Annotated in this window: 12 protein-coding genes; 4 read left to right on the top strand and 8 right to left on the bottom strand. The window is 71.8% G+C overall.

What is annotated here, in order from left to right:
• Positions 1 to 64 precede the first annotated feature (64 nt).
• The 4 genes from AMK33_RS04775 to AMK33_RS04760 all read right to left on the bottom strand — a co-directional run bounded on the left by AMK33_RS04775 (position 65) and on the right by AMK33_RS04760 (position 3,812).
• Entirely contained in the window at positions 65 to 955 is an 891-nt protein-coding gene (locus tag AMK33_RS04775; RefSeq protein ID WP_073931385.1) for a C40 family peptidase, read from the bottom strand.
• Between the two features lie 204 nt (positions 956 to 1,159).
• On the bottom strand, positions 1,160 to 1,906 hold the full coding sequence (locus AMK33_RS04770) for an SDR family oxidoreductase (RefSeq protein WP_073931384.1): 747 nt from the start codon (positions 1,904 to 1,906) through the stop codon (positions 1,160 to 1,162).
• The gene (locus AMK33_RS04765) at positions 1,903 to 2,895 is read right to left on the bottom strand and encodes an alpha/beta hydrolase family protein (RefSeq protein WP_073931383.1); all 993 of its coding nucleotides are present in this window, start codon (positions 2,893 to 2,895) and stop codon (positions 1,903 to 1,905) included. Before AMK33_RS04765 ends, AMK33_RS04770 begins: the two co-directional genes overlap by 4 nt.
• Positions 2,892 to 3,812, bottom strand: a complete 921-nt coding sequence (locus AMK33_RS04760) for a zinc-binding dehydrogenase (RefSeq protein WP_073931382.1) — start codon at positions 3,810 to 3,812, stop codon at positions 2,892 to 2,894. Before AMK33_RS04760 ends, AMK33_RS04765 begins: the two co-directional genes overlap by 4 nt.
• A gap of 87 nt (positions 3,813 to 3,899) precedes the next feature.
• Here AMK33_RS04760 and AMK33_RS04755 point away from each other — a divergent pair, with 87 nt between their 5' ends.
• A complete protein-coding gene (locus tag AMK33_RS04755; RefSeq protein WP_073931381.1) occupies positions 3,900 to 4,844 on the top strand; it encodes a LysR family transcriptional regulator in 945 nt (314 codons plus the stop codon).
• A 155-nt stretch (positions 4,845 to 4,999) separates the two neighbouring features.
• On the opposite strand, the gene AMK33_RS04750 is transcribed toward AMK33_RS04755, so the two are convergent.
• The 3 genes from AMK33_RS04750 to AMK33_RS04740 all read right to left on the bottom strand — a co-directional run bounded on the left by AMK33_RS04750 (position 5,000) and on the right by AMK33_RS04740 (position 10,587).
• Positions 5,000 to 8,941, bottom strand: a complete 3,942-nt coding sequence (locus tag AMK33_RS04750) for an nSTAND1 domain-containing NTPase (RefSeq protein ID WP_073931533.1) — start codon at positions 8,939 to 8,941, stop codon at positions 5,000 to 5,002.
• A 163-nt stretch (positions 8,942 to 9,104) separates the two neighbouring features.
• On the bottom strand, positions 9,105 to 9,551 hold the full coding sequence (locus AMK33_RS04745; protein ID WP_073931380.1) for a peptidase inhibitor family I36 protein: 447 nt from the start codon (positions 9,549 to 9,551) through the stop codon (positions 9,105 to 9,107).
• A 121-nt stretch (positions 9,552 to 9,672) separates the two neighbouring features.
• Positions 9,673 to 10,587: a hypothetical protein gene (locus tag AMK33_RS04740; protein ID WP_073931379.1), complete on the bottom strand. Its 915-nt coding sequence runs from the start codon at positions 10,585 to 10,587 to the stop codon at positions 9,673 to 9,675.
• A gap of 369 nt (positions 10,588 to 10,956) precedes the next feature.
• Here AMK33_RS04740 and AMK33_RS04735 point away from each other — a divergent pair, with 369 nt between their 5' ends.
• From AMK33_RS04735 to AMK33_RS04725, 3 genes are all read left to right on the top strand, one after another.
• Positions 10,957 to 13,734 carry a glycosyl hydrolase gene (locus AMK33_RS04735; RefSeq protein ID WP_073931378.1) on the top strand — a complete coding sequence of 926 codons (2,778 nt, stop codon included), beginning with the start codon at positions 10,957 to 10,959 and terminating at the stop codon, positions 13,732 to 13,734.
• 149 nt (positions 13,735 to 13,883) lie between these two features.
• Positions 13,884 to 14,195 (top strand): hypothetical protein, encoded by a 312-nt coding sequence (locus AMK33_RS41130; protein ID WP_073931377.1) that lies wholly within the window; start codon positions 13,884 to 13,886, stop codon positions 14,193 to 14,195.
• 123 nt (positions 14,196 to 14,318) lie between these two features.
• The gene (locus AMK33_RS04725) at positions 14,319 to 14,600 is read left to right on the top strand and encodes a hypothetical protein (protein WP_143203805.1); all 282 of its coding nucleotides are present in this window, start codon (positions 14,319 to 14,321) and stop codon (positions 14,598 to 14,600) included.
• Between the two features lie 267 nt (positions 14,601 to 14,867).
• Here AMK33_RS04725 and AMK33_RS04720 read toward each other — a convergent pair whose 3' ends face one another.
• Positions 14,868 to 15,428: an RICIN domain-containing protein gene (locus AMK33_RS04720; protein WP_158075110.1), complete on the bottom strand. Its 561-nt coding sequence runs from the start codon at positions 15,426 to 15,428 to the stop codon at positions 14,868 to 14,870.
• Positions 15,429 to 15,946: the final 518 nt, after the last annotated feature.

Here is a 15,946-nt window from a genome sequence, read left to right as displayed (position 1 = left end):
CCGCACTCATGTAGTCCGTGCTCCGGGCACCATCCGTTTCAGAACGGCCCCCGGCGCCGGCGCGTCACCGTGTCGCCGGCACCGTGGCCCCGCACTCGGGCACCCCGTCGAGCCAGGCCGCCCCCTTGATGTAGATGTTGGTCACCCACGCCTTGTAGTCCGGCAGGTACGACCACACGTCGTTGGTGTAGCCGTCGGAGGTGACCTCTTCGGCGTGCTTCTGGCACTGGACGCGGATGGTGGTGGAGTACGGGAAGGCGTAGACGCGGGCGGCGCCGAGGGAGGGCTCCGCCTTGGTCCACACGCCGGTGCCCCAGGTCTGGTGGATGTGGCCGGTGACCGGGCCGGTGTCGACGCGGACGGCGCCGAAGTAGTCGCCGCCCAGGCGGACGTCGCTGACCATGATCCTGGTTCCGGATTCCTTGGCCTCGACCATCTTGCCCGCGCCCAGGTAGACGGCGATGTGGTGCAGGTCCCGCGAGGTGCCCCAGGCGAGCAGGTCGCCCGGGACCAGCGGGGCCAGGCCCTGGGCGGCGGTGAAGCGGGCGGCGGCGCGGTGCGTGTAGTACTGCTGGCTGGCGACGCCGTCGAGGATGTCGGAGCCCGCCGCCTCGGCGTACGCGTGGCGGACCAGGCCCGAGCAGTCGAAGCCGAGGCGTTCGGGGTCGTGTTCGCTGTCCGGGTCGGTCGGGTCGACCTGGCCGTACGTGGGGCCCGGCTGGGGACCGTGGCCGCCGCCCCACGTGTACCAGGTGCCGGCCGCGACCTCGGCGCAGGCGGCGGCGATCGCGCGTTCGGCCGCCGCGGAGGCTCCGGGTGCGAGGACGCCGCACGCGTCGGCGGCCGTACGCTGCGCGGGCGCCTGGGTGTTCGCGGCGGCGGCGGACACCGGCGTCCAGAGGAGGAAGGCGAGTAACGCGGTCAGTGTGCGGATGAGACCGGTCCGGCGGAGCATGCCAGGACCCCCGTTTCCTGTAGGTGGTGAAGGGAGTGGTCGCACAGCAGCCTGCTGACCGTGCCTCGTGCTTGTCGAGATCCAGGCGTCGCCTCCTGCCGGCGGGCAACGGGAAACACCCGGGAAACCGTTCCCGATCAGTGAGCGGGAGCGGCCGCGCGGCACCGGAGAAGGCGCGTCGGGCGGTGTGTGTCCGACCGATCGTCAGGCGGGTACCGCACCGACCAGGCCGCCGTCGACGACGAGATCCTGACCGTTGACGTAGGACGCGTCGGCCGAGGCGAGGAAGGCCACAGCCGCGGCGACCTCTTCCGGGCGTCCGAAGCGGCCGGCGACGATCCGGTCGGTGACCGCCTTCGCCTCCGCCGTGGTCAACGCGTCGGCCGGGTACATCGGGGTGTCGATATAACCGGGGCTGACGGAGTTGACGCGGATACCGCGCGGGGCGAGTGCGGCGGCGAGGGTTCGGGCCAGATCGTGCACGGCGGCTTTGGTTGCCGAGTAAAGGGTCAGGACGCTGTTGCCCCGGTGGAGGGTCCAGGAGGCGTTGATGACGATCGCCCCTCCGTCCGCCAGCAGCGGCAGTGCCTTTTGGACGGTGAAGAACACGCCCTTGAAGTTGACGTCGACGCCGTGGTCGAAGTCGGTCTCGGCGATGTTCTCGAACGGCAGGAAGGTGCCGGTTCCCGCGTTCGCGAAGAGGCCGTCCAGTCGGCCGTGCCGGTCCCGGACGGCCTCCATCAACGCGTCCACCGCGCCGAGGTCGGCGGCGTCGGCCACGATTCCCGAGGCGCTCGGCCCGAGCGCCTCGACGGCGGAGTCCACCCGTGCGCGGGTGCGGCCGGTGACGATGACCTGGGCGTCTTCGGCGACGAGGCGGTGAGCGGTCGCCAGGCCCATGCCGCTGGTGCCGCCGGTGACGAGGACGGTCTTGTCGGTGAAACGGTTCATACCAGTGCTCCCGTCAGGGTGTGCGTGAGGTGGTCACCGAGGTGGGGCAACCAGTCGGACCGCGCGTTACCGAGGAGGTGGTCGCCGTGTGGGACGGACAGGTAGCTGCCGCGCGGCGCCAGGCGGGCCAGGGGCTCGCCGTTCGTCACGCCGGGGATGACGTCCTGACCGCCGTCCACGACCAGCAGCGGGGCCGCGATGCGGGGCGCCAGGGCGGTGAGATCCACGTGACGTACGAACTCGTGGGCGGCGTCGGCTCCTCCGGCGCGCCGGGCCATGATGTCCCGTACCGGCTGGGGAAGTTCCTCCCAGTCGAGGCGGAAGGGGCCGCTGACGGTGGCCACGGCCGCAACGCGCGGCTCCAGCGCCGCGGTCCGGGCTGCGAAATAGCCGCCCAGGCTCAGTCCGACGAGCCCGATGCGGGCGACGCCGAGAGCGTCGATGACCCGGCCTACGACCCGCTCGTAGTCCGGCACGAAGGTCGTGGTGGCCGCGAGCACGCCCTGTCCGGAGCCGTCCATCGCGAACACCGCGAGCCCCCTGGCCAGCAGCGCGGACACCAGGTCGAGGAATTCCTCCTTGGCCGAGTCCAGGCCGGGGAGCACGACCACGGTCCCCGGCGCGTCGGCGGGGCCACGCAGCCAGCCGGTGAATCCCTCGCCGTGCACCCGCCGCGCACCGGGCTCCAGCACGGTGAGCGCCCGGCCCAAGGCGTGATCCGCCTCAGCGGCGGCCCGAGGTGTTTCCGCGTGCGGTGCCAGGGTGGCCAGGTGGAACCACCGGGCCGCCATCAGCAGGTGTTCACCCGCTGAGCGGGGTGATCCCGCCTGCTCCGCGCGCCGGAGGTAGCCGTGTCCGGTGCGCAGGAAGGACGGGCCCCAGTCGGTGACGGAGGTGAGGCCGGCGGTGACGCGCTGGTACTCGTGCGGGTCGACGCCCGCACCGGTGGCGCGTGTCCACTGGGCGGCGGCGAACTCGGTGGCGTTCATCGTGCTCCTCCGGTCAGCAGGACGGCCTTGCCGCGTATCCGGCGCTCTCGTAGGTCGACCAAAGTGTCGGCGGTCCGCGCCCAATCGGTGATGCGGCCGATCTCCGGGTGCAGTCGGCCCTGTTCCACGAGGCGCACCAGTGCCGAGAGGTCGGAGTCGTACGGCGCGCCGGCGTAGTGGAAGTGCTGGATGGTGACCCGCTCGGGCCCACCGAGAAGCTGGAAGAAGTCAAGGGTCACCGGGGTGCGGCTTGCCTGACCGAACCAGACGAGCGTGCCGCCCGGGCGCACCTTCGACAGGGCGAGGGGCAGATCCGGCCCGCCCGTGGACTCCAGCACGGCATCGAACGGTCCCTGGGCCGCCGCGACCTCGTGGACCACCTTCGCGCCCAGCTCCGCGAGCCGCTCGCCGCGCTCCGGCGTGCTCGTCACCGCGGTCAGTTCGGCTCCCGCGCCGACGGCCAGCTCGGTGACGTAGTGGCCGACGCCACCCGAGGCGCCGGTCAGCAGCACCCGCCGGCCGGCCAGGGAACCGACCGTACGCAGCAGCCGCAGGGCAGTGATCCCGGCCAGCGGCAGGGCCGCCGCCCGTACGCTGTCGACGCTGTCGGGGAGCACCGCGAGCGAGTGCGTGGGCACGGCGGCGTACTCGGCCCAGCCGCCCTGCGCCGGGTGCCCGACCACGCGGGTGCCGATGCCGGGGCCGGAGCCGTCGGCTGCCGCCTGCACGACGAGCCCTGCGACGTCCTTGCCGGGCAGCAGCTCCGGCCGTGGGTGTTCGAGAAGGAACGTCTCACCCCGGTTCGGGGCGAAGGCCTCGACCTTGATCAGTACCTCACCGGGCTCCGGCTCGGCCTGTGGGACCTCGGCGAAGGCGACCGGGCACGCCGCCTCTCCCGTGGGAATCAGTCTCTGCATGGGAGGATGCAACCTCCGCGGCCGCCCTGCGATCCAACAACGAACAAGCACAGCCGACAACCTTTGGTTGTCACCTATGGTGGGGCCATGGATCTCGACGTGGCGCAAGTACGTGCCTTCGTGCGCACCGCCGAGGAACTGCACTTCGGACGGGCGGCCGGACAACTCTCCATCTCCCAGCAGGCGCTGTCCAAGAGGATCGCGCGGCTGGAATTCCTGCTCGGCACCGAACTGTTCCGGCGGGGCGGCAACGGCGTACGCCTCACCGAGGCCGGACGGCGTTTCCTCCTGCCGGCCCGACGGGCCGTGGCCGCCGCCGACGCCGCCGTCGCGGCAGTGGTCCCCACGGATGATCCGTTGCGCGTAGACGTCTGGGGTCACCTCTACGCACCGATGCGGACGCTGGCCCAAGTCGCCGGACGGGCCGGGGAGCTGACGCTGGGGCACGGGCGCGATCTGCCGTCGGTGACGGCGGCGCTGCTGCGCGGCGACATCGACGCGGCCTTCGGCCGGATCCACCCCCCGCTGCCCGCCGGCCTTGCCCACCGCCTCGTCCGCCTCGAGCCGGTGGATGCCGTACTGAGCGAGGAACATCCGCTCGCAGCCGAACCGGCGCTGCGGCCGGACCAGCTGCGCGGCAGCGTGCTGTGGGCGCCCGGCCCGCTGGACCGGCTCGACTTCCTCCACCGGTTCGCCGACCGGTTCGGCATCCAGGGCACGGCGACGAGCGTCAACCTGGGGCTTGCCCACTTCCTTGCCGAGGTGGCGGAAGAGCCGCGACGCTTCTCGCTGGTGCCCGCGGATGTGCCACTGCCGAAGGCCCCCGGGCTGCGCTCCGTCCCCCTGGTCGGTCCCACGCCGCTGTATGCCTGGTCACTGCTGTGGCGTACCGGCGACGGTCACCCGGGACTGAACAGCCTCACCGCCGCCTGCGCGGGAGAAGCCGGGCGCAGGCGATGGCTGGAGTACGACCCGGCTCGCGACTGGCTGCCCGAACCGCCCACAAGCGATCCCGGCCCCGGATCGGAATGACCTCATCGCGGACAGCGCCGGCCCGTTTCACAGGTGGTCGGCCCCGGAGGACGGGTGAGCTCGGGGTCGGTCGGCAGGCGTGTCGGAGAGCAACTGCCGGAACCGCTTGCGCTTCCCTTGTCTCTCGCAGGCCTTCGCCCGGTGCAGCAGTCGGGTCAGGGCATGACGGACCTGGGCACACCGTCGCAGGCCGCCCCGCCGTCGGTGAGGCGGACACCGGGCAGGAGCTTCGCGCGCGCGTCCGCGTCGATGCTCGCGCCCAGTCGGCAGATCCGCGCCAGTCGGGCCCCGGGGTCGAGGTCCCACAGCCGTACGGTGCCGTCCGTGCCGGCGCTGGCCACCGTGCCCCCGTCGGGGGCGAAGGTCACGCTCCACACCGCGTCGGTGTGGCCCGTCAGCGTCGCCCACGGGCGCCGTCCGGGGACGTCCCACAGGCGCACCGTACGGTCGTTGCCGCTGCTGGCGAGCGTGCGGCCGTCGGGCGCGAAGGCGATGCCCCGGACGGAGCCGATGTGACCGGTCAGGACGGCCTGTGAGCGCCGTTCGCGGACGTTCCACAGCCGTACGGTGCCGTCGTTGCCGCTGCTGGCCAGCGACCGCCCGTCAGGGGTGAAGGTCACGCTGCGCACCGCGCCGGTGTGGCCTTTCAGCGTGCCGAGCGGGCGGTGGGAGGAGACGTCCCAGAGCCGTACGGTCAGGTCGTCGGCGGCGCTGGCCAGGACCCGGCCGTCGGGGCTGAAGGCGACGCCGTTGACGAAGTCCCGGTGGCCGGTCAGAATCGCCAGCGGCGCGCGCTCCGTCACGTCCCACAGGCGCACCGTACGGTCGGCGCCGGCCGAGGCGAGACTCCGGCCGTCGGCGGCGAAGGCGAGGGAGAAGACCTGCCCGGTGTGGCCGGTCAGGGTCGCCAGCGGTTCCCGTGCGGCCACGTCCCACAGCCGGACCGTGCCGTCGGAGCCCGCCGACGCCAGGGTCCGCCCGTCGGGCGCGAAGGACACCGAGAAGACCGCCTCGGTGTGTCCCCGGAGCGTCGCCAGGAGCCGGCGCCGGCCCACCTCCCACAGGCGTACCGTGTGGTCGGCGTCGGCGGTGGCCAGCAGCCGTCCGTCGGGGCTGTACCGGGCCTGCCAGACCTGGGTGAACGGACGGGCCGTCAGCACCGGGCCGCCGAGGTTCCACAGGACCACGGACCGGTCGAAACCGGCCGTGGCGAGCAGGGTGCCGTCGGAGGTCGCGTCCGCCCCCATCACGTAGTCGGTGTGGCCGGCGAGCACGGCGGTCTGCCGGCCGCCGCGCACGTCCCACAGCCTGGTCGTCCCGTCGCCGACCGCGCCGACGACCGTGGCGCCGTCGTGCGTGTACGCGACGGCGTTGATGTCGTCGTTGCTCCCGGACAGCGTCGTGTCGAGCCGGCCGCCGCGCACGTCCCACAGCCGTACGGTCCGGTCGACGCCTCCGGAGGCCACCTCCCGGCCGTCCGGGGAGAACGCCACGCCCAGCACTTCGTCGGCGTGCCCCTTGAGCACGGCGAGGAGCCGGGCCCGGTCGGTGTCCCACAGCCGCACGAGCCGGTCGGCTCCGGCGGAGACCAGGGTCCGGCCGTCGCGGGCGTGGTCCAGGGCGTTGACCGCTCCCTCGTGCCCGCGGAGGGAGGCGGTGAGGCGGGGTGTGCGCGCGGTCTCCCACAACTGGACCGGCCCCTGGGCGGTCGCGACGGCGAGCCGGTGTCCGCGGGGGTCGAAGGACAGCGCCCGGGCGCCCTTCGTGCTGTCGGCGAGCACGGCCTTCCTGCGGCGCTCGGCGATGTCCCAGAGGCTCACGGGCCCGCGCGTCGACGTCGCCGCGAGGGTACGGCCGTCGGGGCTGAAGGCGATCGAGCGGACGGCCCCGGACACGGTGAACGTGGCGGTCGTACGGCGGTCCGACACCCGTCGCAGGGTCACGGTCCCGTCGGAACTGGCCGTCGCCAGGGACCGGTCGTCCGGCGCGAAGACCACCGCGTTGACCGGCCCCCGGTGACCGCCCAGCCGGTCGGAGAAGGGCTGGGACTGCGTGCTCAGCAGCGCGCCGCGCGCCTCGGCGGTGGTGTGGGCCCGGTAGGCCTCCCCGGCCAGCAGCATCGACGCCTCCGGCCGGCCTCCGGCGAGCGACGCGGACCGTACGGCGAGGGCCTGGGAGCGCGCGACGCGTTCCTGGTCGAGGGCGCTCTCGCGCTGCTGGTAGGCGAGGCCTCCGGCGGTCAGGGCGAGCCCCAGCAGGACGGCGAGCGTGGCGAGCATCGACTGCCGGATCCTGACCTGGCGTCTGGCCTGTCTCTCATGTCTCTCCTGCTCGGCCAGGCTCGCCCGGAGGAACGCCTCCTCGCCGGGGCCGAGCCGGCGCCGGCCGTCCAGTTCGTCGGCCCAGGAGCGCACGGTGCTCAGCCGGGTGCCGCGGTACAGCGCGGACGGGTCCCGGCCTTCGCGTTCCCATTCGGCGGCGGCGTGCGCGAGTTGCTGGTGGAGGAGCAGTCCGGCGCGGTCGGCGTGGATCCAGTCCCGCAGCCGTGGCCAGGCGTGCAGCAGGGCCTCGTGGGTGATCTCGACCGTGTCGCTGTCCATGGTGACGAGCCGGGCCCGTACGAAGGCGTCGAGCGCGGCGGCCGCTCCGTCCGCGTCGGCGAACTGTTCCCTCAGGGCGGCCCCGCTCGTCCGGCGGCGGGTCGCTCCGCCGCCGTCCGCGACGTACACCAGACGGGACAGGACGCGGCGGATCGTCCTCTGTTCGGCCGGGTACAGCCGGGCGAAGACGTTCTCGGCGGTCCGCGCGATCGCGCCCCGGATCCCACCGGCCCGCTCGTATCCGGCGACGGTCAGCACGGACCCCTCGCGCCGCTGCCAGGTGGCCAGCAGGGCGTGGGAGACGAGGGGGAGCACGCCGGAGGGTGTCACGTCGGCTCCGGGGCCGGCGTCCGTCCCGCTGCCCCGCTGCGGGTCTCCCGGCTGCGTGCCGCCCTGCTCGTCGCGCAGCCCCGCGTCGCGCAGGAGCAGGGGCACCAGGCCCGGCTGGAGGGTCAGTCCGGCGAGCTGCGCCGGGCGGGTGATGGACTCCCGTAACTCCCCCACGGACATGGGCGGCAGCACGAACAGCCCGTCGGTGAGGACCGGGGCCAGTTCGGGAAGGTCCAGGCAGTCGCCGGTGAAGTCGGCCCGGACGCCGAGCACCACGACGGCGGGGCCGTGTCCGCTCTCCTCCGGCCGGGGGCCCGCGAGAGCGCAGAGCACCCGGACGAAGGAGCGCCGTTCGTCCTCGTCCGCGCAGAGGGTGAAGAGTTCCTCGAACTGGTCGACGATCAGCACCGGCCGGCAGGGCGGGGGCCGGCGTTCCCCGGGCGGCGTCGGCGGATCGTGCGCCATCGCGCGTACGGCGTCCAGCACCGCGCCGGGATTCCCGCGCGCCTCCTCGACGGTGACGGCGAGGTCCCCGCCCACCGCTTTCGCGGTGCGTTCCAGGAGTTCGTCCAGGGGCCGTGAGGTGGGGGTGAACACCGCCACCGGCCATCGGTCGGCGCCCGGCATGGGGAGGTCGCCGCGCCGCAGGGCGGGCACCAGTCCGGCGTTGAGCAGGGACGACTTGCCCGCCCCCGAGGGGGCGACGAGCATCAGCGGGCCGTTTCCCACCCGTTCGAAGACCCGTTCCACCAGTGCGGCCGTCGCGCGCTCCCGGCCGAAGAACCAGTCCGCGTCCTGCGGGGTGAACGCCGACAGGCCGCGGTACGGACACGCCCCGTCGGACTGTCGCTCGGGAGCGGCGGCCTCGGCGCCGCTCCCGCTGTCGGCGGGCGGTCCTCCCTCCTGTACGAGCCTGAGCAACTCCCCCTCGGCGCCCAGTACCCGGTCACAGATACGGGCGACGTCGGCGGTCGCCCGTTTCGTGCCGGTCTCGATCTTGCTGAGGTAGCCCTTGCTGTAATGCGTCTGCCGTGCCAGGTCGGTCAGCGACAGGCCGCGTGTCTGTCTGAGTCGTCTCAGTTGTGCGGGGAAGGAGTGCGTGGTCAGCGCGTTCCGATCCCGCCCGTTCCCGTGGTCTGCTTCATGCCCTTGCTGCGGATCTCCCACGGAGTCCCCCATGCGGTGCGGCCGTGAGACGGTGGAAGCCCAGGTTACTGCCGGGGCGGTAAGGGCAGCCAAACCTTTCACCCGATGTGGCGAAAACACGAACGCCCGGAACCGCGGGGCGGTTCCGGGCGTTCGTTGCCGGGCGGGTGAGCGGGCGGGCGGGTCAGGTCAGGTTGACCGCGCAGCCGCCGTTCACCCACCGGTGCGACCTGATGTTGTCGTTCACCGTCGGACCGGTGCTGAAGAAGTTGTCGGAGAGGTTGTCGGCGTACAGCTCGCCCGGCTGGAGGCAGGCGTGGCCTCCCTCGTAGTTCTCCAGGAAGTAGAACGCGACGATCGACAGGTTGCCGGTGAATCCGCGGTTCATGACCGACGAGGCCCTGTCGTTGGCGGAGCCCCAGTTGCTGCTGTTGCCCGGCGTGGCCACCAGCTGGGTGCCCTGGCAGTCGAAGCCGTCCCAGGCGTACACGTTGCCGTTGCGCGGCCCCCACTTGCTGTCGCAGCCGGGGCCGGCGACGGCGTTCTCGGACGCCTGCGCGGCGGTGGCGGGTGCGGCGAGGCCCAGGGCGGCGAGCCCGAGGACCGCTGCGGTGACGATGGACTTGCGCATGCTGTTTCCCCTCGTTGGTTTCGCTGTCGGTGCGTCGGTGGTGCGTCGGAGCCGGTGTGCCGGGCCGGTCGCCCGGCGCGCGCCGGCGCCGTGGGGCGGTGTCCGTCCGGTCGCGACCTGGTCAGTCGCGCTCCGGGACGATGCGCACCGCCCGGTCGTAGGCCTGCTGAGCGAGGTGCCGGTGGGTGTCGATGTCCTTGCCGAACCGGTCGCGCAGGCGGTCCTGGTAGTACGTCTCCCGTGCCGTGGCCACGGCACGCAGGGAGGTCTCGCGGGCGCAGGTCGCGTCCGCGACGGCGGTCTTCCGCTCGGCGGCGAACGCCTCGTCCGCGCGGGCCTCGCCCAGCCGGCTGGTGCGGACGCGGACGGCTTCGCGGGCCGCCCGGGGGCCCTCGTAAGGCTGTCCCGCATGCTCCATGCATCGCGCCCACGCCCTGACCGCGGAGGTCAGCCGGCGGTCCTCCATGAGTTCCTCGCCGTACAGGGCGTTGAGTCCCGAGACGGTCTTGCTCGTGCGGAACCAGAGGGCCGGGTCGCCGTAGAGCGTGCGCTCGGCCTCCTCCGTGCAACCGCCGAGGCGTTTGCGGATCTCTCCGCCGACGGGCAGCGGCGCCCGGAGCGTCTTCGCGTCGTCGCCGCCGTCCAGCGCGGTGTCGAAGGCGGCGCGCCGGGTGGCGGAAAGACTCTGCCGGTAGGTGCCGTTGGGGTTGCGTTCGTGGACCCGCAGGCTCTTCGCCTCGATGCGTCCCCCGTAACCGTGCGTGCGGGCCCACGCCACGTCGTCCTGCACGAAGCGCACCGGGCGGCTCTCCTGGAGCGTCAGGACACGGTCCTCCCGGTAGGTGAAGCCCTGACGGTTCATGCACTGCCTGGTCAGGCGTTGTTGTGCGTCGGCGACGCGCAGTTCCTGTTGCCAGGTCAGTGCCTGGGGACGCGGATCCTGTGGTGCCCGGCCGTCGTCGCCGTCGCCGCTGTCGGCGCATCCGGTCGTGACGACCGCCACGACCGCGCACAAGGACACGAGTACCCGTCTCATGAACTCCGCCCCCTCCGCTGCCGCTTGCTGACGGATCCAGAGTCGCCCCGCCGCCGGCGGCGGTCGACGGGTTTCCTGTTGCCCGCCGGGGAGGCCGACCGGGAAACAAGGCGTGGGCAGGGGAAACGCGGGGAGGGAGGCAACACGGGGAGGGGGCGACGCGGTGGGGAGAGTCCCCGTACATGCGCCCCCGCCATCGGAGCCGGCCGCAGGACGCTCACACCGTCAAGACGCGAAGACATGACGGATTACAGGCCCGCCAACCACCCGCTGCGTTCAATGCATTGACACGTGCATTACATGGGCTTTACGTTCCGGCCATCTGAGAGCGCTCTCAGACTCCCCTCCTGTCATGACTCGAGGTATCGCATGCCATCCCCCCGCACCAGACCGGCAGCCGTTCTGCTGCTGGCCTCAGCCCTCGTCGCCGTCGGTCTGGGACCGGCCGCCGTACCGGCGGCCGCCGCCACCATTCCCGTGGGTTCCGGCAGTTACTCCGACACCCGGCCCCCCGGCACGTCGGGCCCCACCACCAACACGGGAACGCCGGTCACGCCCAAGGTGACCGCCGCCGCCAGGAACCGGCCCGTGCCCACCAACGACTGGTGGTCCTCCCTCGCCTTCCAGCGCTACGGCGACAACCCGTACTCGACCCCCATGTACGGGCACCCCCTCACCTACCAGGCCACGGCCGGCGGGCTGGACGTCGGCTACCCGACGACCCCCGCGATCGTCGGTGACGGCCGCCAGTACGAGTACGCCCACAAGCGCGACCTCACCATCGGACTGACCGGCCTCAACTCCCCGGACACCAAGGCCGACGACTGGTCCGACTGGACGGTCACCCCCTACTGGTCCGACGGCGCCCGCACCCTGCGCACCACCATCGGCCACGGCTCCCCGTTCGTCTACGCCAAGGGCTCCGGCGGCAACGCCCAGATCACCACCGCCGGCGCGCCCGCCGTCTTCGCCGACCAGGGCAACGTCCTCGGCATCACCGTCGCCGGGCACCACTACGCCCTCTTCGCACCGACCGGCAGCGACTGGAACGTCTCCGGCTCCACCGTCACCGCGGGTCTCGGTTCCAAGGACTACTTCTCCGTCGCCGTGCTGCCGTCCACCGGCGCGCTGGCGACGTTCAAGAAGTACGCCTACAGCTTCGTCACCGGTTCCAAGGTCACCTGGAACTACACCGGGGGCACCGTCGGCGCCACCTACACGCTCACCACCGAGGCGAAGGAAGGCACCGAGCGCGGCACGCTCCAGGCCCTCTACCGCCACCAGTGGCTGCACACCACGGACCCCCTCACCTCCTACACCTACGTCTCCCCGCGCGGCACCATGAAGGTCCGCGAGTCGGCCTCCTTCACCACGAGCCAGAAGGCGGCGGCCGTGCTGCCCGCGCTGCCCAGGTCGAACGGCGTGGACACCGCCCGACTGCGCGGTTACCTGAACGAGGTCGTGAACGCCGCCGACCCCTTCTCCGGAGCCTCCGACACCTACTGGACCGGCAAGGCCCTCGGCCGCCTCGCCCAACTGGTCCCGGTGGCCGACCAGATCGGTGAGACCGCCGTCCGCGACCGGATGCTCGGCCTGATGAAGGGCAAGCTCCAGGACTGGTTCACGGCGGGAGGCGCGAACGAGTTCAGCTACGACAAGGACTGGAAGACCCTCACCGGCTACCCCGCCTCCTACGGCAGCGACACCGAGCTGAACGACCACCACTTCCACTACGGCTACTACGTCTACGCGGCGGCGATCGTCGCCCAGTACGACCCGGCATGGGCCGCCGACTCCGCCTGGGGCGGCATGGTCGAGACCCTCGTACGGGACACCGCCAACCCCAGCCGCACCGACACCGCCTTCCCGTTCCTGCGCGGCTTCGACGTCTACGCGGGCCACAGCTGGGCATCCGGCCACCAGGGTTTCGCCGCCGGCAACAACCAGGAGTCCTCCTCCGAGTCCACCAACCTCAGCGCGGCCCTCGTCCTGTGGGGCTCCGCCACCGGCGACACCTCGCTGCGTGACCTCGGCACCTTCCTGCTGACCACCGAGTCGGAGTCGATCGCCCAGTACTGGTTCGACGCCGACGAGCAGGTCTTCCCGTCCTCCTTCGGCCATGACACGGCCGGCATGGTGTGGGGCAGCGGCGCCGCCTACGCCACCTGGTGGACCGCCAACCCCGAGGAGATCCACGGCATCAACGTCCTGCCCGTGACCGGCGGATCGCTCCACCTCGGCGGTGAGAGGGCCGCGATCCGGCGCAACATCGCCGAGATGGAACGGGAGAACGGCGGCCCGGCCGTCGAATGGCGCGACATCCTCTGGGAGTTCCAGTCCTTCGCCGACCCGGCTGCGGCCAAGGCGAAATGGGACGCGGGCCACTCCGGCTACACCCCGGAGCAGGGGGAGTCGAAGGCGCACACCTACCACTGGATCAACACCCTCGACACCCTCGGCGCTCCCGACGCCACCGTGACCGGTGACATCCCCGCCTCCGCCGTCTTCACCAAGGGAACGACCCGGACCTACGCCGCTCACAACCACGGACCGACGGCCCGCACCGTCACCTTCTCCGACGGCAAGTCCTTCTCCGTACCGGCACGTTCCACCGCGACCAGCACAGGAACCGGCTCAGGAGACCCCGACCCGGACCCTGAACCGCCGACCGGCAACACCTTCCAGCTGCGCAGCGGTGGCGCCCTGACCACGGCGACCGGCGGCACGGCGGGAAGCGACACCATCGCCTCCGCCGGCGGCGCCAACCACGACGGCACCCCGTACCAGCCCCTCGTCTACGAGGCACGCGGCGTCAACGGCACGCTCACCCCGGGCGCACAGACCGCCTTCCGGCTCCAGGTGGACGCGGGCGGCACGGTCGGGCTGGGCCAGCAGGCCCGGATCAGCTACGACTTCACCGGCGACGGCAGCTTCGACCGGACCGAGACGTACCACTACTTCGCGACCGACCCGGTCACCGGATGGGAGGAGTACACGCAGGCACGCGGTCTCAAGGCGTCCACGGGCACATCGGGCGATCTCGCCGGCGGCACCGTACGCCTGGAGGTGTGGAGCGCCATCGGCAACGGCACCTCGAAGCTCCAGACGGGCACGGACAAGTCCGTGCTGGTGATCCCGTACAGCTGAACCGCTGAAGGCCGACGGCGGGCACACCCGGCACAAGCCGACGCGGTCGAGGGTGAACTCACCGGCATCCGCAGCCAGGCCCTGCCCGCCCGGGGCACCCGGACCTCATCACCGTCGAGCTGCGCGCCAACGCAGTACGGCACGGACGGGTGCCCCGCCGGGACTTCTTCCTGCGCGACGCGGTGCGGGCCGCCCCGCAGCGGCACGGCCAGGCCGACCTCGGCCTGCGCGCTCAGCGACCGGCTGCCGAGGCGCCACACCCGTCGGTCGGTCGGGTCCGGCACCTCGGCTTCGGCATCCTCCACGTCGTCGGGCGCGTCCGGCTCGTCGGTCTCCTCGCCGTTCCCGGCACCCGACTCCCCCGCCGGGTCCCGTACCAGAGCCCTCGCACGGAGCTGAGCGGCCTCGTGCGCGCCGAGTCCGGCAAGCCGGCCCACGGCCGCACGCCGCACGACACGTGAGGGGGTTCCCGTCCATCCGGGCAGGTCAGGACGCGGGGACGTGCACGGGGGACGAAGGAGCGAGGGGCAGTAAGTCAGTCGGCCGACAAGGTGCAGTGGGCGCTGGCGGTCATGGGGCCGTTGATGGACCTGAAGAGTGTCGCGCAGGACCAGGGCGAGTGGATGACGGTCAACAAGCACCGGAAGATGATCGAGGATCACTTCGACGAAGAAGCACGCAGACAGCGGACCGGTCTCGCTGACGCCGGTGAGCAGCACCTCAACAAGTGGATCACCGAGGTGGAACAGTCGCTCAGCGGTCTCACGAAGCAGGGTGCGGGGATCAGTGCCGCGCGTGAAACAGCGTTGGAAGGAATCAAGAGCCTCCGCGACGAGGCCGAGAGGCTTGTCCGGCCGGCCGACTGACACGGTGGGCCGATGTCCCGGCGGTGAACGTGACCACGCGGCCGTCGGGACGAACGCGGAGGGCGGCAGCCTGCTTCGGATCAGCGATCGATCGGCCGCTCTCCTGCCCTTCGGAGTGTGCCAAGGGTCTCCCTCCGGGGTCTGCGGCAATGCCGTCGCGCGGCACAATAAGCCCCTGCCGTTCCAGCCGGGCTGCCACCTGCGCCTCGCACGGAGTGTGTGGTCCGGACGAGGAGGCCTGTCACCGCACCCCGCCCACCCAAAAGATCAGGAACCGTCCTCCGGTACCACGAACGGCATGACCAGCAGCCACTGCTGGTTGCCCCCGCTGTGCGGCTCCCAGAGCACGGGCATCGTCCTCGCCTCGGCCTCGTGAGGGCAGTCCAACGCATGGCCCGTCCCCGCGTTGATGAGGCGATGCGCCCGGAGTCCAGGGGCGGCGGAGACCTGCCACCGCTGCCAGGCCGCACCGTTGTCGCCGCGTCCCCGCATGCGGGGGTGATCGCCGGCCCCTGCCGCCTGACCGTCCAGCAGCAGGTTGTTGCTCGCCGAGATGATGTGCACCTCCCGTCCATGGCCGGTCGCCTCCAGGTACCACAACTGATGCAGCTCGCCATGTGGAGCCCACAAGTGCGGCACGCTGCCGTCCCCGGTGTGAAACGCGGTGTCGAGTGCCAGCCCGCTGCTCGCGGAGATGAGCAGGAACGGACCAGTCGGTTCGCGGCGACGGCTCTTGAAGAACGCTCCAACGTCATTGGTGCCAATCTTCAGAAACGGAAGACTGATCTCTGCGCTGACCTGGCGGTTTCTAGGGAGCATGGCCGTCATCCTATTGAGTCGGCGCATGGTCGGCAGTGAGACGCCGAAAGACGACTTGCCCGGTTCCTGCAGGCGTTCTTGAAGCGCGGCACGGGACGGGGCTCGGCGCCGCCGTGGTGTGTGGAGCGACGCAGGGCGGCGAACAGGACTGCGGCGTCCTACGCAGATCGTCGTGGGGCGCGGCGGACGTCTGCTCGTCTTCGTGTGCCCTCACCGACTGGGCCCCTCCGCACCGGACCGTCCCGCGACGAGCCACGACACGGTTCTGCTGAAGTCTTCCGTCAACCACCGGTCCGGGCACGGAAATCGCGATGCATGCGTGCAGCGTGCCGGAATCCGAGCCTCGTGTGCTCCTCCCAGGTCAGCCGTCGGGAACACGTTTGCGAGAGGTGACGTCCGCGGGTCATACTCCGTCTCTCCCCCCACCTGTCTCAGTCGTGTGTGTCTCCCGGTGGAGGACTCTGCCCTGATGGGTGTACTCGTGTGTGCGCAAGGCGCCGTGGTGGTCGCGGCCCGGCGGGATGGTG

It is taken from the genome of Streptomyces sp. CB02400 (assembly GCF_001905725.1).
GTDB classification, from domain to species: domain Bacteria; phylum Actinomycetota; class Actinomycetes; order Streptomycetales; family Streptomycetaceae; genus Streptomyces; species Streptomyces atrovirens.
Note: the sequence above shows the minus strand (reverse complement) of the source record. Positions and strands in the feature narration are given on the sequence as shown.